Source organism: Luteibacter sahnii (assembly GCF_034063545.1).
GTDB lineage: Bacteria > Pseudomonadota > Gammaproteobacteria > Xanthomonadales > Rhodanobacteraceae > Luteibacter > Luteibacter sahnii.
This window is the reverse complement of record NZ_JAQLOK010000002.1, coordinates 1,110,473-1,134,670: the sequence shown is the minus strand read 5'-3', so window position 1 is coordinate 1,134,670 and position 24,198 is coordinate 1,110,473. Positions and strand designations below refer to the sequence as shown.

At 67.6% G+C, this 24,198-nt stretch carries 21 protein-coding genes and 1 pseudogene; 14 read left to right on the top strand and 8 right to left on the bottom strand.

The window, feature by feature from the left end:
• From PI246_RS18555 to hrpB, 14 genes and pseudogenes are all read left to right on the top strand, one after another.
• Positions 1-1,185, top strand: a pseudogene (locus tag PI246_RS18555) (YadA family autotransporter adhesin); the annotation flags it as partial.
• Positions 1,186-1,242: 57 nt separating this feature from the next.
• A complete protein-coding gene (locus PI246_RS18550) occupies positions 1,243-2,052 on the top strand; it encodes a YadA C-terminal domain-containing protein (protein ID WP_407069804.1) in 810 nt (269 codons plus the stop codon).
• Positions 2,053-2,248: 196 nt separating this feature from the next.
• Positions 2,249-3,964: a type II secretion system ATPase GspE gene (gene gspE, locus PI246_RS10425; RefSeq protein WP_320551190.1), complete on the top strand. Its 1,716-nt coding sequence runs from the start codon at positions 2,249-2,251 to the stop codon at positions 3,962-3,964.
• 11 nt (positions 3,965-3,975) lie between these two features.
• Positions 3,976-5,193, top strand: a complete 1,218-nt coding sequence (gene gspF, locus PI246_RS10420; RefSeq protein ID WP_320551189.1) for a type II secretion system inner membrane protein GspF — start codon at positions 3,976-3,978, stop codon at positions 5,191-5,193.
• Between the two features lie 24 nt (positions 5,194-5,217).
• Positions 5,218-5,643, top strand: a complete 426-nt coding sequence (gene gspG / locus PI246_RS10415; RefSeq protein ID WP_320551188.1) for a type II secretion system major pseudopilin GspG — start codon at positions 5,218-5,220, stop codon at positions 5,641-5,643.
• Positions 5,644-5,667: 24 nt separating this feature from the next.
• Positions 5,668-6,108 (top strand): GspH/FimT family pseudopilin, encoded by a 441-nt coding sequence (locus PI246_RS10410; protein WP_320551187.1) that lies wholly within the window; start codon positions 5,668-5,670, stop codon positions 6,106-6,108.
• A complete protein-coding gene (locus PI246_RS10405) occupies positions 6,105-6,548 on the top strand; it encodes a prepilin-type N-terminal cleavage/methylation domain-containing protein (protein WP_320551186.1) in 444 nt (147 codons plus the stop codon). Before PI246_RS10410 ends, PI246_RS10405 begins: the two co-directional genes overlap by 4 nt.
• The gene (locus PI246_RS10400; protein ID WP_320551185.1) at positions 6,545-7,210 is read left to right on the top strand and encodes a prepilin-type N-terminal cleavage/methylation domain-containing protein; all 666 of its coding nucleotides are present in this window, start codon (positions 6,545-6,547) and stop codon (positions 7,208-7,210) included. The genes PI246_RS10405 and PI246_RS10400 overlap by 4 nt, the downstream gene beginning before the upstream one ends.
• On the top strand, positions 7,207-8,061 hold the full coding sequence (locus PI246_RS10395) for a type II secretion system minor pseudopilin (RefSeq protein ID WP_320551184.1): 855 nt from the start codon (positions 7,207-7,209) through the stop codon (positions 8,059-8,061). The genes PI246_RS10400 and PI246_RS10395 overlap by 4 nt, the downstream gene beginning before the upstream one ends.
• Entirely contained in the window at positions 8,058-9,305 is a 1,248-nt protein-coding gene (locus tag PI246_RS10390) for a PilN domain-containing protein (protein ID WP_320551183.1), read from the top strand. Before PI246_RS10395 ends, PI246_RS10390 begins: the two co-directional genes overlap by 4 nt.
• Complete coding sequence (gene gspM / locus PI246_RS10385; RefSeq protein WP_320551232.1) at positions 9,292-9,888, top strand: type II secretion system protein GspM; 597 nt, start codon at positions 9,292-9,294, stop codon at positions 9,886-9,888. The genes PI246_RS10390 and gspM overlap by 14 nt, the downstream gene beginning before the upstream one ends.
• A complete protein-coding gene (locus tag PI246_RS10380; protein ID WP_320551182.1) occupies positions 9,885-10,661 on the top strand; it encodes a hypothetical protein in 777 nt (258 codons plus the stop codon). The genes gspM and PI246_RS10380 overlap by 4 nt, the downstream gene beginning before the upstream one ends.
• A gap of 43 nt (positions 10,662-10,704) precedes the next feature.
• Positions 10,705-12,894, top strand: a complete 2,190-nt coding sequence (gene gspD / locus PI246_RS10375) for a type II secretion system secretin GspD (protein WP_320551181.1) — start codon at positions 10,705-10,707, stop codon at positions 12,892-12,894.
• A 108-nt stretch (positions 12,895-13,002) separates the two neighbouring features.
• Positions 13,003-15,513 (top strand): ATP-dependent helicase HrpB, encoded by a 2,511-nt coding sequence (gene hrpB, locus PI246_RS10370; RefSeq protein ID WP_320551180.1) that lies wholly within the window; start codon positions 13,003-13,005, stop codon positions 15,511-15,513.
• 15 nt (positions 15,514-15,528) lie between these two features.
• Here the strand turns inward: hrpB and PI246_RS10365 are convergent, their stop codons facing one another.
• The 8 genes from PI246_RS10365 to PI246_RS10330 form a co-directional block, all read right to left on the bottom strand.
• Positions 15,529-16,605, bottom strand: a complete 1,077-nt coding sequence (locus PI246_RS10365; RefSeq protein WP_320551179.1) for a hypothetical protein — start codon at positions 16,603-16,605, stop codon at positions 15,529-15,531.
• A gap of 4 nt (positions 16,606-16,609) precedes the next feature.
• Positions 16,610-17,722 (bottom strand): hypothetical protein, encoded by a 1,113-nt coding sequence (locus PI246_RS10360; RefSeq protein ID WP_320551178.1) that lies wholly within the window; start codon positions 17,720-17,722, stop codon positions 16,610-16,612.
• A gap of 3 nt (positions 17,723-17,725) precedes the next feature.
• A complete protein-coding gene (locus tag PI246_RS10355; protein ID WP_320551177.1) occupies positions 17,726-18,691 on the bottom strand; it encodes a hypothetical protein in 966 nt (321 codons plus the stop codon).
• A gap of 5 nt (positions 18,692-18,696) precedes the next feature.
• The gene (locus tag PI246_RS10350) at positions 18,697-19,836 is read right to left on the bottom strand and encodes a hypothetical protein (protein WP_320551176.1); all 1,140 of its coding nucleotides are present in this window, start codon (positions 19,834-19,836) and stop codon (positions 18,697-18,699) included.
• Positions 19,837-19,986: 150 nt separating this feature from the next.
• Entirely contained in the window at positions 19,987-21,045 is a 1,059-nt protein-coding gene (locus tag PI246_RS10345) for a hypothetical protein (RefSeq protein ID WP_320551175.1), read from the bottom strand.
• A 3-nt stretch (positions 21,046-21,048) separates the two neighbouring features.
• Positions 21,049-22,152, bottom strand: coding sequence for a hypothetical protein (locus tag PI246_RS10340; protein ID WP_320551174.1), 1,104 nt, complete (start codon positions 22,150-22,152; stop codon positions 21,049-21,051).
• The gene (locus PI246_RS10335; RefSeq protein WP_320551173.1) at positions 22,149-23,195 is read right to left on the bottom strand and encodes a hypothetical protein; all 1,047 of its coding nucleotides are present in this window, start codon (positions 23,193-23,195) and stop codon (positions 22,149-22,151) included. The genes PI246_RS10340 and PI246_RS10335 overlap by 4 nt, the downstream gene beginning before the upstream one ends.
• On the bottom strand, positions 23,192-24,169 hold the full coding sequence (locus PI246_RS10330; RefSeq protein WP_320551172.1) for a hypothetical protein: 978 nt from the start codon (positions 24,167-24,169) through the stop codon (positions 23,192-23,194). Before PI246_RS10330 ends, PI246_RS10335 begins: the two co-directional genes overlap by 4 nt.
• Positions 24,170-24,198 lie beyond the last annotated feature (29 nt).

Below are 24,198 nucleotides of genomic sequence, written 5' to 3'. Positions count from 1 at the left end.
TCCGGCCAGCAGTCCACGGCCGCGGGCTACGGCGCGGTGGCGACGGGACAGAACAGCGCGGCGTACGGCGCGAACGCACAGGCGACGGGTCCGGGTAGCGTGGCGGTCGGCGGCAACGCCGTCGACGAAGACGGCAACGCGCTGATCACTAATGGCGGCGAGCCGGTGGATACGGGCGCGACAAGCGCGGGCGTCGGCGGCACGGCCGTCGGTGCGAGCGCCGTGGCGAGCGGCTTTGCTTCGACGGCGAATGGCGTAGGTTCTTACGCGGCCGGTGCGCAGTCCGTCGCGGTGGGTGCGGTCGCCAATGCCACGGGCGATTACGCCACGGCGGTCGGTAGCTCGACCACGGCATCCGGCAACGGGTCGGTGGCCGTGGGTGGGCCGGGCGACCTCGGCGGCGGCCTGCTGGTTTACACCGGCGCGACCGGCGAAAACGCCGCGGCGTTCGGCGCTGGAGCGCAGGCCACGGCGGCCAATGCCACGGCCGTGGGCGCCATCACGGCGGCCGAAGGCGTCGGCAGTACGGCGGTGGGCTTCTTCGCCTACGCCCCGGGCACGAACGCCACGGCGGTCGGCATCAACAGCTGGGCATCCGGGGCGAGCAGCGTCGCGCTGGGCGATTACTCCACGGCACGCGCCGCCAACAGCGTGGCGCTGGGTGCCAACGCCGTGGCTACGCGTACCGACACGGTATCGGTGGGTAGCGCGGGCGCGGAGCGCCAGGTCGTCAACGTGGCGGCCGGCACGCAGGCCACCGACGCGGTCAACCTGGGGCAGCTCAATGCCGTGTCCGACGGCGTCAGTGCGGCGAAGCATTATGTGTCGGCCACCGGCACCGGCGACGGCACCGATGACGCCGTGGCCAGCGGTGGCTTCGCCACGGCGATCGGCTCCGGCAGCGCCGCGGCGGGCGACTTGTCTACCGCCGTCGGCGCGTTGGCCTCGGCCAGCAAGGAGTCCGCCACCGCCATCGGCGCCTCAGCCCTTGCGGGTGCGGCCTCGTCCACCGCCATCGGCGACAGCGCGCGGGCGCTGGCGGCCAATTCGGTGGCCCTGGGCGCCGGCTCCACGGCGACCCGGGCGAACACCGTGTCGGTGGGCAGTGCGGGCAACAACCGGCAGATCACCAACGTGGCGGCGGGTACGCAGACCAGTGACGCGGTCAACCTAGGCCAGCTCAACACGGCCTTGTCCAGCGCCTTCGCCGGCACGTCGAACGCCGCGGGCAATGCCGTGGCGATGGCCCTGGGCGGCGGTGCGACCATGGGGGCCAACGGCCTGGTCGGTCCGACCTATCGCGTGCAGGGCGGCACCTACGGTTCGGTCGGTGACGCGGTCGGTGCGCTGGATGGCGCCATCTCGTCGCTCAGCGGACGGGTGGGCAACCTTGAGTCGAAGACCGGTAGCACTGGCGGTACCGGCACGACGGTGCCGCGCCGTAACACCGTGGCGACGGCCTCGGCCGTGGCCACGCCCGAGGTCGCGGGCACGATGTCGGCGACGGCCTCCGCGCCAGTGGCGTCCGGTACGCCCACGACGGCGGCGTTGGGCGCGGCCATTCCGGTGACCCCCGCCGTGGACGGCGGCGGCGCCCGGATCACCAATGTCGCCGCGGGCACTGCGACGACTGACGCGGCGAACGTCGGCCAGGTCGACCAGGCCCTCACCACGGCGAAGTCCTACGCCGACCAGGGGGACGCCGCGACGCTGAGCAGCGCCAAGGCCTATACCGATCAGAAGTTCGGCGACGTGGTGACCGGCGGGGCGTTTGACCAGTACAAACGTGAGGTCGATAACCGCTTCAGCAATCTCAACGATCGCCTGAACAAGGTCGGTGCGATGGGGGCGGCCATGTCGCAGATGGCCTTCAGTACCCAGGGCGTCAGCGGCGACAACCGACTGGGTGTCGGCGTCGGCGGCTACAAGGGGCAGGGTGCGCTGTCGGTCGGTTACTCACGCTCCCTGTCGCCCAAGGCGAGCCTGACCTTCGGCGCCGCAGTCAGCGGCGGTGAGGCATCCGGCGGCGTAGGCGTGGGTATTGGCTGGTAAACGAGTCGGGCGGCGGCCGTCAGGTCGCCGCCCGTGGCGCGGCGGCGTGCGTTGTTGCGTTGTTGTCATGCGTCACGTCATCTACACGTCGCGGTCGCCCTCGACGCATGGGATGTGCTACCAATATCGGCCCGCGCAGTCAGGAACGACCGCGCAACCCATGCATTGAACGGACCGTGAGGATGGCATGTCTGCAATGACCGAGCATAAGGACATGCTTACCGGAGAACCCGGCGAAGCCCAGGTGTGTGCGCACCTGGTGGCGCATGGCCGCCTGAAGGACACCGATCTGGCGCGGGCGCGCCGCCTTCACGACGAGGCGCCCGACGGCACGCTCACCGCCCTGATGGCGCGGCTGGGCCTGGTGTCCGAACGGGACCTCGCCGACGCCTGGGCCGACCTTTTGGGCCTTCCGCTGCTCGCGGCCAAGGATGCGCCCGACCTCCCGCCGGCCGATATCGAGCTGTCGCAGCGTTTTCTGAAGCAATACCACGTGGTGCCCGTGCGCGAGGGCGACGAGGGCGTGGCCCTGCTGGTGGCCGATCCCGCCGATCCCTACCCGTTGCAGGCCGTCCGCTTGGCGACGGGGCGCGAGGTGCAGCTGCGCGTGGGCCTTCGCTCGGAAATCGACGACCTCATCGAAAGGTATTACGGCCAGGGCCGCTCCGCGATGGGCAGCATCGTCGAGAGCCTCGACGGTAGCGCGGCCGAGGAAGACGACGTCGAACACCTGCGCGACCTCGCCTCCGAAGCGCCGGTCATCCGCCTGGTGAACCTGATCCTGCAGCGTGCGGTCGAACAGCGCGCGTCCGACGTTCACATCGAACCGTTCGAGAATCGGCTCAAGGTGCGCTACCGCATCGATGGCGTGTTGCACGAAGTGGAGGCCCCCCCGTCCAGTTCGACCGCGGCGGTCATTTCGCGCGTGAAGATCATGGCGCGGCTGAACATCGCCGAGCGCCGACTGCCCCAGGACGGCCGCATCCAGTTGCGCGTGCAGGGCAAGGAGCTCGACCTGCGCGTTTCCACGGTGCCCACCAGCTTCGGCGAATCGGTGGTGATGCGTATCCTCGATCGCGAGTCGGTGGTGTTCGATTTCGCCTCGCTCGGCTTCACCGATAACTTCCGCGACCGCTTCGTGGAGGTGCTCGACCGACCGCACGGCATCCTGCTGGTCACCGGTCCCACCGGTTCGGGCAAGACAACCACGCTATACACCGCCCTGGCCCAGATCAACACGCCCGACGTCAAGATCATCACCGTCGAAGACCCGGTCGAATACCAGATCGAAGGCATCAACCAGATCCAGGTCAAGCCGCAGATCGGCCTCGATTTCTCCGGGGCGCTGCGTTCGATCGTGCGCCAGGATCCGGACGTCATCATGATCGGCGAAATGCGTGACCTGGAGACCTGCCGCATCGCCATCCAGTCGGCGCTCACGGGCCACCTGGTGCTCTCGACCCTCCATACCAACAGTGCCGCCGGTGGGGTCACCCGCCTTCTCGACATGGGCGTGGAAGACTACCTGCTCGGCTCGACGGTCAACGGCATCCTCGCGCAGCGACTGGTGCGCAGGCTCGATCCCGAAACGGCGGAGCCTTACGAGGCGCTGCCGGAAGTGATCGAGCAGTTCCAGCTCGACAAATACACCGACGAGCGGCCCATCCGCCTGTGGAAGCCCGGTTCGAGCGCCGCCAATCCCACGGGCTACCGCGGACGACGAGCCATCATGGAGTTCCTGGTCATGAGCGACCCGCTGCGTCGCCTCGTGATGCAGCGTGCCGACGCGGGCGAAATCGAACGCCAGGCCCGTGCCGAGGGCATGCGCACGATGTATGAAGACGGACTGGCCAAGGCGGTGGCCGGCATCACCACCATCGAGGAGGTCCTGCGCGTCACGCAGGAGTCCTGAGGGGCGACCGGATGAGCCAGTTCCGTTATCGCGCGATCAGTGCCGTCGGCGAGGTGCTATCTGGACGCATGGAGGCCGCGTCCGTCGAAGACGTGGTCGCCCGGCTCCAGGATCAGGGCCATACCCCGCTTGAAGCCGCGCCCGCGGACGGCGATGCGGCGGGCAGCGGTTTCGCGCGATGGTTCCAGAAGGGCCCCTTCACCGGCGACCAGCTCGCCCAGTTCACGCATCAGCTCGCCACGCTGTTGGGCGCGGGTCAGCCCCTGGATCGGGCGCTCGGCATCCTGCTCGACCTGCCCGAAGGCGAGCGGGCACGCAACCTCGTGGAGCGCGTGCGCGACCGGGTACGTGGCGGTACCACCTTGTCCACCGCGCTCGACGAGGAAAACGGCGTGTTTCCCCGCCTCTACATCAGCCTCGTGCGTGCCGGCGAAGCCGGCGGCTCGCTCGACGACACGCTGCGCCGGCTCGCCGACTACCTCGAACGCTCGCAGGCGCTGCGCGGCAGCATCATCAACGCGCTCATCTACCCGGCGTTCCTCATGGTGGGCGTGCTCGGTTCGCTCGTGCTGCTGCTGGCCTACGTGGTGCCGCAGTTCGTGCCGATCTTCGCCGACATGCAGGTGCCTATTCCTCTCATCACCAAGGTGGTGCTCGCCATCGGCACGGTGGTGGGCGACTGGTGGTGGGCGTGCATGCTCGTGCTGATCGTGCTTGGCGTACTGTTCAACGTGCGACTGCGCGACCCGGACACGCGCCTGGCGTTCCATGCGCGACTGTTGACGATGCGCGTCGCCGGCCCGCTGTTGCTCAAAGTGGAGACCGCGCGTATCGCGCGTACGCTCGGCACCCTGCTCAAGAACGGCGTACCGCTGCTGGCGGGGCTATCCATCGCGCGCCAGGTCACCGGCAACCGCGCGCTCGACCAGGCGCTCGAACAGGCGGCCGACCGGGTCAAGGGCGGCACCGGCCTCGGGAGCGCACTCAGCCAGACCGAGCGGTTTCCCCGGCTGGCCCTGCAGATGATCCAGGTCGGCGAGGAAGCCGGTGCGCTCGATACGATGCTTCTCAAGGTGGCTGACACCTTCGATGTCGAAGCCAAGCGGGCCATCGACAGGCTGCTCGCCGCCCTGGTGCCCACGCTCACCATCGTCATGACGGTGCTGGTCGCATTCATCATGGCGGCGATCCTGTTGCCGCTGCTCAGCCTTACCAGCAACATCAACTGATCCCCTCGTGCCAAGGAGCTAGCCATGCGTCCCACGCGTACCCTGCGACACCGCCACGCCCGCGGCTTCACGCTGCTGGAAATGCTCGCCGTGATCGTGTTGATCGGCATCATCGGCGCCATCGTGGTGACCCAGGTCGGCAAGAACGTCGACAAGGGCAAATACGGCGCAGGCAAGGCGCAGCTGACCACGCTCAGCCAGAAGATCGAAAATTACGCGCTCGACAACGGCACCCCGCCGGCCCAGCTCGGCGACCTGATCGCCAAGCCGGCCGACGCGCCGGGCTGGCAGGGCCCTTACGCGAAAGAATCCGACCTGAAGGACCCCTGGGGCCATGCCTTCGGCTACCGCTACCCGGGCGAACACGGCAACTTCGACCTCGTGTTCTACGGTCAGGACGGCAAGGCCGGCGGCGACGGCTACTCGGCCGACGTGGGCAACTGGCAGTAAGGGACGAAGGCGCGATACACGGCCATGCGCACGCGCGGATTCACGTTGTTCGAAATGCTGGCCGTGATCCTGCTGATCGGCGTGGCCGCGGCGGCGGTATCGATCCCCATCACGCAAGGCCTGGCCAGTGCCCGCGTCAACGCGGCCAGCGGTGAAGTCGCCGCCGCGCTGCGGTGGACGCGTGCGCAGTCGATCGTGCACGGCAAAGACCTCGCCTTCGAGGTGGATACCGCCCGCGCCACTTACCGTGCGCCGGGCAAGGCCGATGTACGGTTGCCCAAGGACATGCGCGTGTCCATCACCAGCGCGCGCGAAGACCAGGCCAACGCCACCACGGGCCGCATCCGTTTCTTTCCGGACGGCAGTTCCACCGGTGGCCGCATCACGCTCAAGCGGGGCGACCGCGAGTGGCACGTCAACGTGGCGTGGCTCACCGGTGCGGTGAGCGTGGTGGACACCCGATGAGTGTGCCGGGTCACCCGGTGCAGGGTCACGTGGCGCGGTCCCAGGGCGGTTTCAGCCTGCTCGAGATCATCGCCGCCATCGCCGTGCTTGCCATCGCGTTCGCTGCCCTGATGCAGGTGGCCGGCAGCGCACTGCAACTCACCGCGCGCGCGAACGAGCGGACGCAGGCGGCTCTGCGCGCACGCACGCTGCTCGACGGTGCGTTCGTGATGGATCCGATCCAGTCCGGCGGCACCGATGGCCGCTTCGACGCCACCTATCGCTGGCACCTGGACGTCACGCCGTGGCAGGTGCCCGGCACCGACCCGGGCAGCGACCCGACCAACGGCAACGTGATGTATCGGCTCGACCTGGACGTCATGTGGGGCAAGGGCGGCGACGAGCGCCACGCCCGGTTCTCCACGTTGCGGCTGGGCGGACCGCCGGGAGCCTCGCCGTGAGGCCGTCCCGCGGTTTCAGTCTCATGGAGGTGCTCGCGGCGCTGGCCTTGCTCACCATCGTGCTGCTCGGCGTCTATTCGGGCATCAGCACCGCCACGCGCATCGTGCGCAGCGGTGACAACGCCATCGCCCGCATGGACGAGATCCGCTCCGCCCAGACCTTTATCCGCAATGAGCTCGCGCAGGCGCTGGTGATGCCCTTCGGCCAGACCGACGACGGTGATCCCCTCGTGTTCAGCGGCGAGCCGCAGCGGATGCGGTTCGTCGCGCCCCTGCCGGGATACCTCTCCCGCCTCGGGGCGCAGATGCTGACGTTCGCGCTGGTCGACGACGGCCCGCATCGCCAACGGCTGGAGGTCTCGCTGGCCCTGCTTCCGCCGGACGGCAGCGATCCCCAGCCCTTGGGCGAGCCGGAGGTCCTTCTGCGCGACATCCATTCAGGCAGCTTCGCCTATCGCGGCATGGACGATCAGAATCGCCCCATGGACTGGCAGGACACCTGGCCGGACGCGCGTCGCACGCCCTCTCTCGTGCGCGTGCAGCTCGCGGCGAACGGTGGGGTGGCCTTCCCCGACATGGTGGCCCCGATCCGCATCGATCCGTCGGCCTCGCGCAATGGCTTTTTCATGGGGCGCGGCACGCGCGGGCCGGTGATCCGATGAGGTGGCGGCAGCGGCGTGGCGTGGCCCTGCTCATCGTGCTGTGGGGATGCACGTTGCTGGCGATCATGCTGGGCGGTTTCGCGGCGCTGGCCCGTACCGAGGGCCTGCAGGCCCGTTACCAGTTTTCGCAGGTGCGCGCGCACTACGCCGCGGAGGCGGGATTCGCCCGCGCCGTGGCCGGCCTGCAAGCGCCCGACATCGACTCGCGATGGATCGCCGACGGGCGCGTTTATCCTTTTCAGTTCGATGGTGCGAACGTCGCCATCACCATCGTCGACGAAGACGGCAAGATCGATCTCAACGCAGCGTCCGACGACGTGCTGGTGGGACTGTTTAAGGCGGCCGGCGCAAATGACGACAAGGCCCGGCACGTGGCCGCGGCGATCGAGGACTGGCGCCGTCCCGGTGACGATCCGTCGCCCAACGGGGCGAAGAAGGCGCAATACGACGCGGCCGGGCTCGGATACGGACCGCGAAACGCGCCGTTCGCGACGGTGGAGGAGGCACGCATGGTGCTGGGCATGGATCCCGACCTGTGGGCCAGGGTGCAGCCGGTGCTCACGATCTGGTCCGGGCGCGAACGGCCCAACACCGACCATGCGCCGCCGCTGGCCCTCGCGGCGGTTCCCGGCCTGGGCGACAACGGCGCCCAGGCGATCCTCGCCCAGCGCGGACAGTCGCAAGGCGCGCTCGCGGCGGGTGGCAACGGTGTCACGCACACGATACGTGCCGAAGCGACCCTTGACGACGGCACGAGAAGTTCGCTGACATCGACGATCCGACTACGTGGGATAAGATCGGGCAACCAGCCCTACGCTATTTTGCGTTGGCGCGAAGGAGACGCTGAATGACCGCTTTGCAGGATGCCTCGCAACTGCAGCTCGAACGCTTGCGCCGCGCCTGGCGAGGCAGCGCGTTGCCGGGCTTCCTGCGGTGGTGGGGCGGTGAGTTGGGTGCGCTGGTGCCTGCCCGGTGGCGCCAGGCGTTCGCCGGTGGCAGGCGCTGGTATGTCGTCGAACGCCAGGACGAGGCGTGGTCGCTGCGCCGGGTGGACGAGGCACAACCGCTGGCGGTCGCTGACGACGCCGAAGACATCGAGCGTCGCATCGCCGTGCTGGCGGGTGCGCTAGCGGAGGCCGATCCCGCCGATCGCCGCGTCGCCCTCGTGCTGCCCCCCGGGCGCGTGCTGCGCCGCCGCCTCGTGTTGCCCCTGGCCGCCCGCGACAACCTGCGGCAGGTCGTCGGCTTCGACCTCGACCGCCAGACGCCCTTCCGTGCCGAGGAGATCCACTTCGGCGTGCGCGATCTCGGTGAGGTGGCGCCCGAAGGTCGCTTCGTCGCCGAACTCGCCGCGACGCCGCGACAAGCGCTCGACGCCCAGCTCGACGAGCTCGCCGGCCTGCGCGTCACGCCTGATCGCGTCGACGTCCGCGACGGCCAAGGGCTGGCCGGGGTCGACCTCCTTCCACCGGCGCGCGCGCCACGCCGTGTCGACCGACGCGCCCGCCTCAACGCCGCGCTCGTAGCGGTGATCGTCCTGTTGTCGTTCGGCGCGATGGCCGGCTGGCTGCATAATCGCAACGCGGCGCTTGACGCCATGCGTGCCGAGGTCGACTCACTGCGTACCGACGCGCAACGGGTCAAGGCGCTTCGCCAGCGCCTCACCGAGAGCGCAGGCGCATCCGGCTTCCTCGCACGTCGAAAGGCCGAGTCGCCGACCATCCTGCCGATGCTTGCCGAGCTTACCGCGCGCCTGCCTGACGATACGTGGCTGGAGCGCTTCACCGTGAACGCAAGTGGACAGATCGGCTTCCAGGGACAGAGCCCGCAGGCTGCGCGCCTGATCGATGCCCTCAAGGGGGCCGCCTACATCGGCGAACCGAGTTTCCAGGGCACCATCCAGAGCGACCCCACGTCCGGCAAGGAGCGCTTCTACATGCAGGCCAAGGCGCTCACGCCCAAGCCGGGCGGGGCCGCTACGCATCCGCACGCGGCGCCCTCCGCCGCCGCGAGCGCGTCCACCGCCCCCGCACGGGCGAAAGCGCCCCCGCCCAAGCCCGCCAAGGAGACCGCCCGTGCGCATGAAGCCCGGTGAATCCCGCATCGCCGCGATCCTGCTGCTCGTGGTGGCGATCGCGGTGGCGTACTTCGCGTTGGTCCACTGGTGGTTCGTGGCGCCCCAGCTCGCCATCGCCGACGAGATGAGCGACCTGCGCGACACGCAACGCCGGTTCGCCACGGCCATTGCCGAGCGCCCGCTGCTCGAGAAGCGCCTCGCGGCGCTCGAACAGGGGCAGACACGCAGCGATGCGTTTCTGGAAGGCGACGACACCAACGCCGCGGCCGCCGGCCTCATGCAGCGCATCGTCGACGTGGCCGCCGCCCATCACGAGGATGGCGCGTGCGACGTGGTGCAGAAGATGCCGGTGCCCAGCCAGGAAAAAGCCGGTGATCCTTACCGCAAGGTTACGGTCAACATCAGCCTGCGCTGTCAGATGCAGCCGATGACGGCCGTGCTGCACGACATCGAAGAAGCCGCGCCGTATCTCTTCATCGAAGATTTCAGCATCTACCGAAATCCGGTGGCCGCGCGTAACGGGGGCACCGCACCGATGGAGGTCCAGTTCACCGTCTCGGGCTACATCCATGCCGCGCGTGCGGCGAAGGCGGCATCGTGAACGCCGCCGGTCAACGCCGTCTTACCCCGGTGCTCGTTGGCGTGGCGCTGGTACTGGCCGCCGTGTGCGGGGCGTTCGCGATGGGCGTCGGGCGTGGGGTGCGGTGGGACGAACCCGCGCCGCCCGAACCCTTGCCGCAGATGCGCGCGGCCGTCATGCCGACGCCGACGCCGATCACCGCCTTCGCCGATGTCTGGCAACGTCCGCTGTTCATGGCCGATCGCAAGCCGGTCGCGTCCACCGGCGGTGACGATTCGGCCAGCAACATCGGCGATCTCGAACTGACCGGCATCATCATGACCTCGGGCCTGCGCATGGCGCTCCTGCGCGATACCAACAAGGATGCCGAAACACCCACGGTCCGTGTGAAAGAAGGCGCGGCGCTCGGGGACGGCCACTGGACGCTGGCATCGCTCACCCCACGCAGCGCGATCTTCGACAACGGTGGCGAACGCCGCGAGCTGACGCTCAAGGTTGCCGCCCCCGATCCGTTGGCGAACACGCCGAAGAACGGACAGCCCGTGCCGCCTCCCAACCCGCCGCCCATGCCACACCCCACCCAGGTCGGCAATGGCATCCACATCGAACAGCGTGGCGCATCGTCGGGCATCGCCGGTCCGATGCCACCGCAGCCGGCGTCGACCGGGACACGCCAGGCGCCGCCCCGGCAGGACGACCAGGCGCTGCAGCAGGCCCGCATCGAAGCGCTGAAGGCCGCCGTGCAGCGGCGACGCATGGAACAACAGCAACAGCAGAACACGCAATCGAGGTAACGGCGCCGCCCGCGCCGTCAAGGAAGACAACAAGGAGCGACACATGCAACGACGCATCCTCGGCCTGGCCCTGGTCGCGGCCACGCTGACGGCGGCTTGCGCCCCGGTCAAGCCCATCCGCACTTCGCACACGCTGGAATACGAGGCCCTCGCGGGCGCCGATGCTCCCGCGCCCACTCCACGGCCGCTCGCGAGCGATGCCGTCCATGGGTCCGGCACGCAAGCGGGCGCCCCCGCCGATATCCTTCGCGGTAGCGGCCGCTTCGTCCGCCCGCTCGAACGCGCGGCGCCACGCGCCGCGGCATCCGGAGAGGCGGCGGTCACGCTGAACTTCGAGAACCAGCCGGTCGATGCCGTGGTCAAAGCGATCCTGGGCGATCTGCTCGACGCCAATTACGCCATCGCACCCGGCGTGCGCGGGGCGGTGACGTTTTCCACGGCCCGGCCGGTGCGTCGCGAGGATGCCCTGCCCATCCTGGAGACCCTGCTCGCGTGGACCGGCAACGCGTTGGTGACGACCCGCGACCGCTATGACGTGGTGCCGTCGTCCCAGGCGATCGCTGGACAGGTCGTGCCACGGCTCGCGGCCGGTGCACCGAGGGCTGGTCTGGGGGCTCGGCTCTATCCGCTACGCCATGTCGCCGCCCCGGAGATGCTTCGCCTGCTGCAACCGTTCGTGACGCCGGAGGCGACGCTGCTCGCCGACGCCGCGCACAACGTCATCGTCCTGGCCGGCACGCCCGCGCAGCTCGCGAATTACGGTGAGACCATCGACACGTTCGACGTCGACTGGGTGGCCGGCATGTCCGTCGGCACGTTCACGCTCGACCACGCGCCCGTGAACGAAATGATGCAGGCGCTCGACGCGGTCTTCGGCGCACAGGGCGGCGCGCCCATCGCGGGCATGGTCCGGTTCATCCCGATCGAGCGGACGCGGTCGATCGTGGCTATCGCCATGCGTGCGGAGCTGCTCGATCAGGTCGGCGAATGGATCGGACGCATCGACCGCGGCGGCGGTAATGGTCCCCGCCTGTTCATCTACGACGTGCGCAACCTGTTGGCTTCCGACCTCGCCCGCTATGTGGGCAACGTGTTCGGCGCCGCCGTCGCGGGCGACACGGGTGGTTCGCCGGTGGCTCCCGGTCTGACGGCGACCCGTGTCGCGGGCGCAGGCGCCAAGGGACCGGACACGTCCCCGGGCGTGACCGGTGACAGCGATCCATCCTTTTTCGAGGCGTCGACCCCCAAGGCCACGGCGGCGCCTTCTCGCTCCGGCAGTGCGGACACGGGCATCCGCGTGACGGCGGTGGACGCCAACAATCAATTGCTGGTGCACGCACGCCCTTCCGAATGGGTCCAGGTGCGTGAGGCGATCGAACGGCTCGACGCGGTGCCGTTGCAGGTGCAGATCGAGACGCGCATCCTCGAAGTGACCCTCCGCGACCACTTCCGTTTCGGCGTGCAATGGTATCTGGAGGGACTCGCCGGAGGGGACGGTGCCGTCGCCCAGCCGGGCAACCGACAGCGCTGGGCGCTCGGTCAGGCCAGTGCCGACGCGTTGCGTCCCGATACCCTGTTCTATTCGTTCGTGAATTCCGAACTCCAGGTCGCGCTGCGTGCGATGGAGCGTGACACCCGCACGAAGATCCTTTCGGCGCCTTCGCTGGTCGTGGTCAACAATCGCAAGGCGAAGATCCAGGTCGGCGACCAGATCCCCGTCACGCAGACCTTCGTCAATACCGGCGCGGGCAGCGGCAACCCCGTCGGGCAAGTGGAGTACAAGGACACCGGCGTCATCCTGGAGGTGCGCCCGCGCGTGAATCCCGGCGGTCTGGTGTATCTCGACGTGGTGCAGGAAGTCAGCCGTGCCGATCCCGACGGTACCGGTGCCAACGTCCCCATCGTCAAGCGCATGCTGAACACCCAGGTCGCGGTGCAGAGCGGTCAGACGGTGCTGCTGGGCGGCCTCATCCGTGAACTGGACGCCGCGCAACGCAGCGGTGTGCCGGGCTTGTCGCGCCTTCCCTTGATCGGCGGATTGTTCGGTGAGCGTACGACCGAAGACGTACGCACCGAACTGCTGGTGCTCATCACGCCGCGCGTGATCGCGAACGGCCAGGATGCGCGCCGCGTGTCGGAAGACTATCGGCGCGCCTTCCGCTCCCTGAGGCCGCTCGATCGCGACGCCGCCCCGGCGGGTGATTCCGTCGTCGAGGAGGCGGTGCCGGGCTGACCCCGCCGGGCGATCGTCAGCAGCCTTCGGTGCGTGAGGGCGGTCAATCCGGCCCTTCACGCACCGATCCCGCACACGTCGTAGCCGGCTTGCGTACCATACCGCGGCATGCGTCCCGTTTTTCCCATCACGCCGCTCCTTCCCGACCTGCTCGCCTCACTGGCCGGGCATCCTCGCCTTGTCCTCGAAGCGCCGCCCGGCGCCGGCAAGACCACGCAGGTGCCGCTGGCCTTGCTCGACGCGCCGTGGCTCGACGGGCAGCGCATCGTGATGCTCGAGCCCCGGCGGATCGCGGCGCGCGCCGCCGCCTCTTTCATGGCGGCGCAGCTGGGGGAATCGGTAGGCGAGACCGTCGGCTATCGCATCCGCTTCGAATCGCGGGTCGGACCACGTACGCGCATCGAAGTGGTCACCGAAGGCATCCTTGGTCGGATGATCCAGGACGATCCCTCCCTGGAGGGCGTCGGTGCGATCCTGTTCGACGAGTTTCACGAGCGCCACCTGGCCGGCGACCTCGGTGCCGCGCTGGCGCTCGACGTCCAGTCGGCCCTGCGCCCCACGCTTCGTCTGGTCGTGATGTCCGCCACGCTCGACGGCGAGCGCATCGCGCGGTGGCTGGGCGCGCCGCGGATTACCAGTCCTGGCCGTGGCTTTCCGGTCGAGATCGTCCATCCGCCGGCGCGCACTCAGGAAACCGTCGAGCACCATCTCGCGCGGGTGGTCGCGCTAGCGTTGCGGGAGAACGAGGGCGACGTGCTGGCCTTCCTTCCGGGTCGGCGTGAGATCGAACGTGCGCGCGGCCTGCTCGATCGGCTGGGCGACGGTGTCGAGGTCGTCGCCTTGCACGGTGAACTCTCGCTCGCGGAACAGCAATGGGCGCTCGCCCCGGCCGATCCCGGTACACGTCGCGTGGTGCTGGCCACCAACGTGGCCGAATCCAGCGTCACCCTGCCGGGCATTCGGGTCGTCGTCGACAGCGGCCAGGCGCGAGAGCCGCGCTTCGATCCGTCATCGGGGTTTACCCGGCTGGAGACGGTCGCGATTTCCCAGGCATCCGCCGATCAGCGCGCCGGCCGTGCGGGGCGCGTGGCGCCTGGACGCGCCTACCGTCTGTGGCCCGAAAGCCGTCGCCTGGAAGCATCGCGCGTCGCGGAGATCGAGCAGGTGGAGTTATCCGGCCTTGCCCTCGAACTGGCCGGTTGGGGGAGTGACCGCCTGCCGTGGCTCGATGCGCCTCCCGCCGGTGCGATGGGGCAGGCGCGCGATCTGCTGCGCCGCCTGGGTGCTCTGGACGATCTGGATGCGATCACGCCGCTCGGGCGCGGCATGCTCACACTCGGCGCGACGCCGCGCCTCGCAGCGGCGGCTTTGCGTGCGCCCGCGTCGAGCCGTGCGCTCGTTGCCGACCTGCTCGCGCTCGCCGAAGCGCGCTCGCCACTGCGCGGCGAAGCGGCGCGCAACGATGACTTCCGGCAGCGACTGCATGCCCTGCACCTTTGGCGCGATGGTGGCGCGCGAGCGGCTCGCTCGGGGACCGCCGATGCCGGCGCGCTCGCCGCCATCGAAAAGGCGTCAGCGGGATGGCGTCGCCGCCTCGACGTTCGTGCCGCGGCCAGCGGCGTACCGGACAGTCGCACCGTCGGCAACCTCCTGGTGCATGCGTTTCCCGATCGCGTGGGACGGCGCGATGATGGGCCGGCGGCACGTTACCTGTTGTCCAATGGCCGGGGCGTGCGCCTGCACGACGCGAGCGCCTTGCATGGCGAACCATGGCTGGTCGTGCTCGACCTACGTCTGGATGCCCGCGATAGCCTGGTCTTCTCGGCCGCACCCGTGGACGAGGATGTCCTCGAACGGGATTACCCCAACCGCTTCATCGTCGAGCGCGTGCTTCGGTGGGACGAAACACGCCAGATCGCCGAGGCATTCGAGGAACGCCGTTTTGATGCGATCGTGATATCGCGCAAGTCCGTGCCGGTTGCCGGTGATGACGCCGTCCCCGCGCTGCTGGCGGCCGTTCGTGCCAAAGGCATCGCATGCCTCCCGTGGAGTGAGCATGCGCAACGTCTTCGAGCCCGCATCAATGCCGTTCGCGGTTGGTTGCCCGACGCCGGGCTGCCAGATGTCAGCGATGAGGCATTGCTGATCCGCCTTGGCGACTGGCTGGCTCCCTACCTGACGGGCAAGCGTCGCCTCGATGCCTTGCAGGCCTCCGCGCTTTCCGAAGCGCTCGCCGCCATGCTCGACTACGACCAGCGCCGTCTTATCGATGCGCTGGCACCCGATGAACTTCGCGTGCCCAGCGGTATGTGTCGGCGTCTTGAGTACGGCACGCGCGAGGATGATCCGTCCGCTCCCCCCGTACTCGCCGTGAAGCTGCAGGAGTTGTTCGGTCTGGCCGACACGCCGCGCGTCGGCGATGGACGCGTTGCTGTCATGCTTCACCTCCTGTCGCCCGCAGGGCGGCCGATCCAGGTGACGCAAGACCTGGCGGGATTCTGGAATCGCACCTATCCGGACGTCAGAAAGGAGCTGAAAGGACGTTATCCCAAGCATCCTTGGCCCGACGATCCGTGGACGGCTACGGCTACGCACCGGGCCAAACCCCGGGGTACGTGACTCGATGCGTGACGGTCAGCATTCCGGCGGAGCCGCGTGGGGCGTATCGGAGGGAAGGGACGGCGATTCATCGCTCGCGGTCGACGTTTCCGAAATCCGGGGGAGGCGGGGGGCAGCCAACTGGAGGGCGTGGCCGCTCCAGGGAACACCCTTGATGACACGGTTCAATGCGCTGGGATTGAGGTTGCGCCTTACCTGCACGGCACGCGCATCGGCCAGGACGTCGGCGGCGAGCAGCGAGCGGTCGGTCATGGCATCGACGAGCTTGAGGCCTTTCAGCCGGGCCCTCCCCGACGCCACGAGTGCATCGCGCTGCGCTCGCGGGACCGACCCGAAAATCTGGGTCATGTGGATGTCCACGTCGAAGTGCGCCGCGAGCTGACGCGCGGACGCCCTGCACGTCGTGCACGCTCCGGTACTGACCATGCCGCGTATTTCGCCGCCGCGAGCTACCACGCCGTTGCGCAGGTCGTCTTCGATGGCTCGCAGGGCCTTGTATTCAGGATCGAGCGCGTGGTATCGGCCCTCGTGCCAAAACGCCTCCATCACGGAGCCCGATGGTGAACGGAACGGGGCTCGTACATCGAGGTCATCGAATCCCGTGTAGAACACGGTATCCGCGTCTTCGGCCGCCGCCAGTTCGCCATCGCTCGGCCTGACGCTTTGAAAGCGCGCTTCCGCCTCGTCCGTCCACTCGAAGTCCGAATCCGGGGAATCCGGGGTGCGCAACGGTGACGAGCCTTCGAAAGCCTCACGGGCCACGAGCCCCAGGGGTTTTCCTCCCATGGCATGGTAGACCTTGAGCCTTGGCTGGCCCGCCGTCTGAAACCGATATTCGAAACGTGCGATCGGTGCCTCGCGCATGTGTGTTTCGATCGATTCCCACCGCCGGGCGATATACGTACCCGCGTGCGTCTGGCCGATCAGGGCGCGCATGGCGTCGATGCTGCGCTGTACGCTCGCCTCCAGCAACGCGGTGACGTTGCCCTCGTCGACGCCGACGGTTTGGATCGACACCGTGCCGGCGTTCGACGGTGACGACAGAAAAAGGATGAGCAGCGCGATCCGCTGCCGTCGGAAGAACGTGCACATAGGATTACCCCTCGACCGGGCAGCTGAGCCGGGAGACGCGAGACGTGGCGACGTCGGCTTCGACATCGGACAGGCTTCCCTCGGCGACCATCTCGTCGGCGATGAGCATCTCGCCGACCTCGACCAGTGCCGCGATATCCAGCAGAACCAGCACGGGCGCGATGAGGTATTCAAGTCGGGCGATGAGGCTCACATGGTTCGGATCAGGTGCGCCCCTCGCTTGCCTGCGCGCCTCGGCAAGATACCAACGATGCACGGCGCGATCGGTCGCTGCCACGAAGCATAGCGGCCTGGGATCGTCCTTCGATCCGGTGCCCGCATGCGACGGGCGCGGAGTCGCATCGGGTGTGCACGGTGGTGCGGAGACATAGCCCTGGAGATCGCGGTAGGCCGCTGCGATACGTGCGATCCGATACGATGCAGGCAAGGAGCTTTCTTCGTCAACGACCCGATGAACCACGAGATGTTGCACGAGCAGCCCCAGGTAGCGAAGATCGCTGGCAGGAATCCGATCGAGTGTTTGCGCCTTCATCATTCGGTCGAGCACAGGCTTTTCGATGCCCAGTGCGTTTCGTCGGGCCGGGTCCGGTGTCCCCGCGACCTGATCCCTGAGCCGCTGCAGTGCGATCGCATAGACGGCGGCCTTCGTGGAATGGCTGTAGCCTGTCAGATCCAGCGCATGCCAGAAAATATCCGCATCTACCCGTGCTTTCGTTGCGCTGGCAGCGACGAAGTCGTCGCGAAACCCTGGTAAGGGCATGACGTCCACGCGTGGCCTGGCCCGGGTCAGGCCGAGCGTACGTTGCAGGGATCGAAGAGCGGTGTCCTGGTCGGCTGCCGGCCATGCCGCGACCGCGTTGGCCCAGTCGACATCGTTCGCCAACACGGGCTGCTCGATGACGTCGCTGTAGGGGGAGGAGGGATCGCTCAGCAGCTTGGCGATGAAGGTCGCGTTGTCGTGCGACAGTGCCTCACGAATACCCAGGCGACGGATGCGCTCCTTGTGGTAGATCGTCAGCGCGTCCGACCCGGCGATCGTCGCAGAGGGTGCCGCGATGACAAGCCACGCCAGGACGAGCGTGCGTGTGCGGAGGATTGGCTGTAACGACGTGATCATGAATCACTGCTCGCATTGGCGGATGCTGAGCGACCCCGCCTCGGCAGCGGCCAGGTGGTCGAGATCGACATCGTCGAACCATGTCGCGCGTGGCGCGCCGTCGATTCGCTGGCGCAGCCGTTCGGTCGTGGTGGATTTTCGCACCGTCTTGAGCAACGTCGAGGACGCGCGGCTTGCGGCCGTGATGTCGGACTGAAGCACGTCGTACAGGCCTGCCTGCGACGGCGTATTGACTTCGTCGAGCTGATACACCTGAACCGATAGGCGGTACGTATCGGCGATGGCCTGGAATCCCGCCTCGCACGAGGCGCACACCGTCTTGCTGACATACGCCGTGATGCGTCCGCCCTGCGGCACCGACGAATCGATGAAAAGGCTCTCCAGTTTTCTCAGGGCTTTGATCTCCGCGTCGCCGGCGTGGTTTCTGCCATCACCGATAATGCTGGCTTCGACCACGCCCCCTGTCGGCTGGTCGAGTAGCGGGGCCCGAATGTCCACGGGCGCCGTCGGTCGGAAACCTTCGCGGAGACTGACCTCGTCTGGATAGTACGTGGCCTCGGCCGCGTCGCTGGCGACGTCATCGGGCGTGGCGAACGGTGCCTCGAGGTCACTCTCGCCGGTACTCGTGACACCGCTTGACGTGTCAGAGAGACCGCCCAGGCGCTGGATGATCGATGTATTCGAGCGGCCGCTGCGCGAGTGAATGCGGATCGGATGCTCCCAGCCGGGAGGGCGGTATTCGACGATGGCAATCGTCGCGCCATGCGTCTTCGCCTCAAGCGCCCTGATCTGTTTCATCGAGGGTGCGCGAACGGCCGCGGTGAGCGCCGCGGCAGCGGCCGTGGCATAGACATCGGCGTCATAGGCCAGCATGGCAGCCATATTGCCGGCGCCGTAGCCGATCGATACCTCCTGACCGGCGACAGGAAAAATGAAGGCGCTCAGGCTAAACGCGGCGAGCTTGAACAAGCGCTTCATGGACGGCGGACTCCACAGATCAGGGGGGCGAGGCGACGCGGAGCGGGAGCTCCCGTGCTCGCCGCCGCTTCTTCAGCGTCGAGGGCTTCGGCAGCGAGTGCCTCGGAGAATTCGGTGAGGGTGGCGATTTCGATCAGTCCCATGAATCCGTTGATCCATCGCGACAGCGTGTTCCAGCCGTCGTGGTTGTTCTCGTGGAGCGGTCGACCGGAGGCTTCGAGTCGTGCTTCGTGGCGATACCAGTGATGAACGGCGCGGTCGGTCGCTGCGACGAAGCACAACGGGCTGTTGTGATCGAAGGCGCTGCTGTCGATCGGCCGGCCTGTCGACGGCTTGCTGTCGGTGCAGTAGGGTCCTCCGAAGTAGCCGAGCGCGTCTTTGTAGGCGGCGGCAGCGCGCGCCACGCGAAGCGCGGCGGGCAATCGCTGGGTGCCCTCGGGTGAGATGCTCATCGAGCCGGTACGTATCGCCATGTGGAGGATCGACATGAGATACGCGCGGTCGCTCGTGGCGGCCAGATAGTCGATGTCGTCGGACATATATCGACGCGCTACATCCTTGCGGATGGCCATGGCCTCCCATTGCTCCCGGGGAACCTGCTTCATCTGCTCCCTCAGTAGCTGCATGGCCACCGCCTCGCGGGCGGCTGCCGTGGGCCGTGACGGGTGGCGGAGCCGTGCCTGGCGGAAGATCGCGGGCGACAGGTCGGCCTTCTTGGCGTTGGCTGCCGCTTCCCGCCCGCCAAAGGCGACCGTATCTGCCGCGGTGACGGCCAGATCGATGTCGGGTCGCGCCTTGGTAAGTCCGGTCTGCCACCGCAACGTGGCGAGTGTGCCGGCGAAAGCATTGGGTAGGTGCGAGCCAACCCGTTGGGTAAACGCGGGCCACCAGGTTTCATTGGTAAACGATGGTGTGTCAACGACGTCGCTGTACGGCGATCCGGGATCGACCAGCAATCGTGTGAGGAGCCCGGCGGTGCCCCAGGTTGCTTCATCAAAGGGCTTGCCTCGCTCCGATGACTGGAAGCGTACGAGCTCTCTGTAGATGTCGGCGGTCAGCGGGTGATCGATGGGGGCGCCCTGCGCGCTCGCGATAAACAAGCTTGCGGCAAGCGCGATCCTGCGTCGTGACGTCATGTCGTCTCTCGGTGATGGCCATATCGGCGGAGAAGTGTGACTCACCCTCCTTCGCAAGCCTGTCGGCGCAGGCGGACAACCCTGTAAGCGCATCTCGCGTGGGGCGTGTTTCTCGTCCGCGAAGGTTGCGCCCACGCATGGGCGCGCTCGTTAGCAGTCCTCGAAGACAGGATCGTCGGACTCGCTCGGTGGTCGGCTGCGACCGCGTTGGCCCTTCTCGCTGTCCGGTGCCATCTTCGACGCGCCCAGTCGGAACGAGCGCCTTATCCAGGACGATGGTCGGGCATCGTTGGTGCCCAGGGGGGAAAGAAGACGTCGGACCTGGCGGTCACGCGACTCCGCAAGGAGGTCCCTGGCGATGAGCGGCCTGCCGCTTTGGGCGTCGACGAGCAAGGGACCTTTCCACCGCGCCACGCCCGATGCGATCGCGTCACGCTGCACTTTCGTCGATACGCCACCGAACACCTGCGTAAGCCTCGCGTCGATGCCGTACGTGTCCGCTAGGCTCTCCAGCGCGTGGCGGCAGGATACGCATGCGCTCGCCCCGACCATGCCGACAAGGGTGCCGCCGCGAGGTACGACCCCGTCGAGGATGTCGCGTTCGATGGCGCGTATCGCCTTGAATTCGGCATCCCCGGCACCCTGCGCTCCTTCGACCTCGAATGCCGTCAGCACCGAGTTGTCCACGTCCGTAACGCGGGCCCTGGCGCTGCCCTCGGGGAGTTCGGAAAAGTACGCATCGTCGCTGGCATCCATCGCGCGTTGCCGCGCGAGATCGTGCGGTGTCGTCTCATGCGGCTCCCGTTGGGTGAAGTCGCCCGAGTCGAGCAGGGGGGGCGTGGGAGCGGGACTGTCGCCCGCGAAGACGGATTCCGCCACGTCGCTCAGCGGCGGTCCCGACATCGCGTGGTAGACGCGTGTCTGGAGCGAACCATTGATCTGGTAGCGGTATTCCACGCGGGCGACAGATGCCGATCGCATGGAAGCTTCCAGCGCTTCCCAGCGGCGCGGATGGTGCGCCAGTGGATATTTGTCGAGAATGAGCGAGCGCATGGCACGCATGTGGTAATCGCTCGTCGCCTCCAGCAGGGCGACGACATTGCCTTCGCTCAGGCCCATCCGGTCGATCGTGACCGTGCCGGCGTGGACCGGAGCGGTGGTCAGGGCCAGCGTCATCGCCAGCCTACGGGTAAGGGTGGTGTGTGCCATGGGTCAGTCCACCCGTGCGCAGGACAGCGGGAGGGCGCGTTCGGCGGTGGCCTCGACGCTTTCCTCCGCGGCGAACGCTTCGGCTGCCAGGCTCTCCGCCTCCGCGGCGCCGGCAAACTCGACGATGGCGGCGGCGTCCAGCAGCGGCATAAACAGTGCGGCAGCCGCGAGCACCTTTGCCAGCCCGCTTTCATGGGGCGCGTCGGGAATCCGATGCGCCTGCCGGTCCACTTCACCGAGGTACCACTGATAAACGGCGCGATCCGTGGCGCCGGCGAAACAGAGTGGACGGTCGTCTCCCGGCCGCCCGGTGCCGGCACGGCCTTCGCGTGGCGTGGCGTCGCGATTGCAAGGGTAAGTTAACAGGTAGCCTTCCAGGTCACGGTAGGCAGCCGCGACACGCGCGACACGATAGGCGGCGGGAAGTTCGCGCGCGCCCATGCGGTCGGCATCGCCGTAGCGCCGGTGCACGAGGTGGTACTGGAGCAGCAGCGAGAGATAGTTGACGTCGTAGGACGTGAGGTGATCCATGAAGCGAGCGGCCATCATGCGATCGAAAACATCCGCACGCACGCCTAGCGCGTCGCGCCGCTCGGCGGGCGTCTGCTCGATCTGCCGCCTTAGGATCTGCATCGCTACCGCGAATCCTGCGGCGCGTGTCGAGTGTTCGTATCCCGTCAGGTCGATCATGTGTCGGAAAATGTCCGCGTCCACGCCCGCCTTGACGACGCTGGCCTCGATGAAAGGGTCGGAGAGGTCGCCACGGGTCGCGACATCCACGCCAGGTCGCGCACGCGTCGCGCCGAGATCCCAGCGGAGGATGTCCAGGGCATCGTCGTGGCCGATGCCGGAGGGGAGTGAACCGAGTACCGATGTCCAGGCCGTGGCATTGGTGAAGTCCGGCTGTTCTTCCAGGGCGCTGTACGGATAGCCGGGTCGATCCAGGAGATCGTCGGGCGCGACGGCGATGCCGCGGCCTCGCTGTGGATCTTTCAACAGCGCGATGACATCCGGGCCCGGGACGGCCGCAAAGGACATGGTGGGAAGGATGGCCACGACCGTTGCCACGGCGGCGTGTCGCCATCGGAAAAAAATTGAGGGGTTCATTCGCACAACTCCTTCGAGAGAATGAGATCCGATGACTCGACCGAGCCCGGAAAAACGTCGCGTGGTGTCGGTTCGCCGTACCAACTCGCGCGTCGCGTCATCCAGGACGTTTCCTTGCCGAGTGCCTGGTTGTTGTAGGCCTTGCGTATCTCCCGCAATGCGTCGGACGACCTGCGGCTTTCCGCCACGATATCGGTCATGCGTGCGGGCGCGTTGCCCTGGCCGGCGGGTGGCTCGATGAGGTAGCGGATGGTGCCGTTCACGTCATGCGTCTCGGCGAAAAGATCGATATTTTCGCTGCATGACACGCAAGGCGATTTACTGACGATACCGGTGAGCTTGCCGCCGCGTGGTACGCGATGTTCACGGATTTCCTTGTCGAGGTATCGCAGGTTCTTCAGTTCCGCATCGTTGGCCCGGTTGTAGTTGCCATCCACCGTCGCTTCGAAGTCCGACTCCCCCTGTCGAACGAGCGTCGTCCTGACGTGCCTCAGGGGTTCGGCCTCGCTGTCGTCGGGCGGGTAGAAGTCCGAGTCGTTGATGTCCCTCTGGAGTTCGGTCTCGGTTACTTCGTACCGACCGCGGGGCGCGTGCGACTCGTCGCTGGATGAGCCTGCGTTGCTTCCGGGGCGGACGACGCCCGAGTCGTCCGATCCCTCGCCTACGCCGAATGAGGGTTGTCGCGAGCCCCCCATCTTGCTTCGGCCGATCGTAGCGATGGTGTCCAATGGCTTGCCGCTTCGTCCATGGAGGATCAGCGTTCGCGGTATGCCATCGACCTCGTAGCTGTACTCGAAGCGGGCAACCGTGTAGTTGCCAGCCTGCCGACGGAATTCGTTCAACGCGCGGGCGTTGACCCTGACGTCGGCCATGTCCGCCCGGGCAAGACGGGAATGCAAGGCGTCGGTATGTACCCGGGCTTCGGTCTCGAGTTGGTCGACGTAGGCCTGTCCGCCGGGTTCGAGTTTGATGGTGCCAGCGACGCCCGGGCCGGCGACGATCCACAGAAGGCCTAGCGCAAGGTGGCGACGTGGGCCTCTCATGGAGGGGTCTCCTGTCCCTGACCCGCGACGGACGACGCGGCGCCCATGCGCTGCGAATCGAACGCCGCTTTCTTCAGGTACCAGTCGTAGACCGCGCGGTCGGTGGCCGCGACGAAACACAGTGGGCGGTAGGCGAGGTGGTGCGCACGCACGGAAATGCGTCGTCGGCGCGGCTCGGTACCCTTGCAATAGCCGCCGGGACGTAGGTCGCCTTGGCTATCGGCATACGCGGCGGCGACGCGCGCGACGCGATAGGCCGCGGGGAGCTGGCGCTCGCCGGCTGCGTTGAACGAAGGTTGTCCGGCGTAAGTCGCGTGGCGGAGAACCTCGCCCAGGTGGTGCCGATCCGCTGCGGAGAGTGGGTCATCCCGATCGTCAAGGTAGCGTTCCACAAGGTCGTCGCGAATATTGAGGGCTGCGTGATACTCGCGGGACGCACGGGATGCCCTGTCGCGGATCAGTTGCACGGCGACCGCCTCGGCCGCGGCGCGTGTGGTGTGGGTGGGGTGTCGGCGGCGCGCCCGTTCGAACAGGTCGGCATCGATGCCCGCCTTCCTCGCATTGGCGGCGGTATACGGGTTGCCGAAGCGTTCGATGGCATCCGGCGTGAGATCGATTTCGCGTCCCGGTCGCGCCTTGGTGGCGCCGAGCTGGTGCTGTAGTGTCACGAGCGCGACACGGTCGGACGTGATGCCTTCCTTGGAGAGGCGCGTCGTCAACGCATGCCACCACGAGGTGTCCATCCACGCGGTATCGTCCAAGGGATCGCTGTACGGATCGTCCGGACGGGCCATCATTTCGCTCAGCACACGTCGGGCGCCGCTCAGGAAATCGTCGTAAGGCGACAGTTCGTCCGGATCTGGCGAGCGGGCCCCGACCAGCGCGCGATAAGTATCGACGGGTGGTGGCGGGATGGGGTGTTCGATCGACGCCGAGGGCGTCGACAACAACGAAAAGAGAGACGGCAAGAACATCGAAGCATCCATGCGAGCAGGGGTTGACC

Coding starts and splice junctions, on each gene's coding strand:
- gspF (WP_320551189.1), top strand. CDS start 3,976: ATGAGCCAGTTCCGTTATCGCGCGATCAGTGCCGTCGGCGAGGTGCTA.
- PI246_RS18550 (WP_407069804.1), top strand. CDS start 1,243: ATGGCCCTGGGCGGCGGTGCGACCATGGGGGCCAACGGCCTGGTCGGT.
- PI246_RS10345 (WP_320551175.1), bottom strand. CDS start 21,045: ATGGCACACACCACCCTTACCCGTAGGCTGGCGATGACGCTGGCCCTG.
- PI246_RS10365 (WP_320551179.1), bottom strand. CDS start 16,605: ATGTGCACGTTCTTCCGACGGCAGCGGATCGCGCTGCTCATCCTTTTT.
- gspD (WP_320551181.1), top strand. CDS start 10,705: ATGCAACGACGCATCCTCGGCCTGGCCCTGGTCGCGGCCACGCTGACG.
- hrpB (WP_320551180.1), top strand. CDS start 13,003: ATGCGTCCCGTTTTTCCCATCACGCCGCTCCTTCCCGACCTGCTCGCC.
- PI246_RS10405 (WP_320551186.1), top strand. CDS start 6,105: ATGAGTGTGCCGGGTCACCCGGTGCAGGGTCACGTGGCGCGGTCCCAG.
- PI246_RS10330 (WP_320551172.1), bottom strand. CDS start 24,169: ATGTTCTTGCCGTCTCTCTTTTCGTTGTTGTCGACGCCCTCGGCGTCG.
- PI246_RS10395 (WP_320551184.1), top strand. CDS start 7,207: ATGAGGTGGCGGCAGCGGCGTGGCGTGGCCCTGCTCATCGTGCTGTGG.
- gspE (WP_320551190.1), top strand. CDS start 2,249: ATGACCGAGCATAAGGACATGCTTACCGGAGAACCCGGCGAAGCCCAG.
- PI246_RS10410 (WP_320551187.1), top strand. CDS start 5,668: ATGCGCACGCGCGGATTCACGTTGTTCGAAATGCTGGCCGTGATCCTG.
- gspM (WP_320551232.1), top strand. CDS start 9,292: ATGAAGCCCGGTGAATCCCGCATCGCCGCGATCCTGCTGCTCGTGGTG.
- PI246_RS10360 (WP_320551178.1), bottom strand. CDS start 17,722: ATGATCACGTCGTTACAGCCAATCCTCCGCACACGCACGCTCGTCCTG.
- PI246_RS10340 (WP_320551174.1), bottom strand. CDS start 22,152: ATGAACCCCTCAATTTTTTTCCGATGGCGACACGCCGCCGTGGCAACG.
- PI246_RS10390 (WP_320551183.1), top strand. CDS start 8,058: ATGACCGCTTTGCAGGATGCCTCGCAACTGCAGCTCGAACGCTTGCGC.
- gspG (WP_320551188.1), top strand. CDS start 5,218: ATGCGTCCCACGCGTACCCTGCGACACCGCCACGCCCGCGGCTTCACG.
- PI246_RS10350 (WP_320551176.1), bottom strand. CDS start 19,836: ATGACGTCACGACGCAGGATCGCGCTTGCCGCAAGCTTGTTTATCGCG.
- PI246_RS10335 (WP_320551173.1), bottom strand. CDS start 23,195: ATGAGAGGCCCACGTCGCCACCTTGCGCTAGGCCTTCTGTGGATCGTC.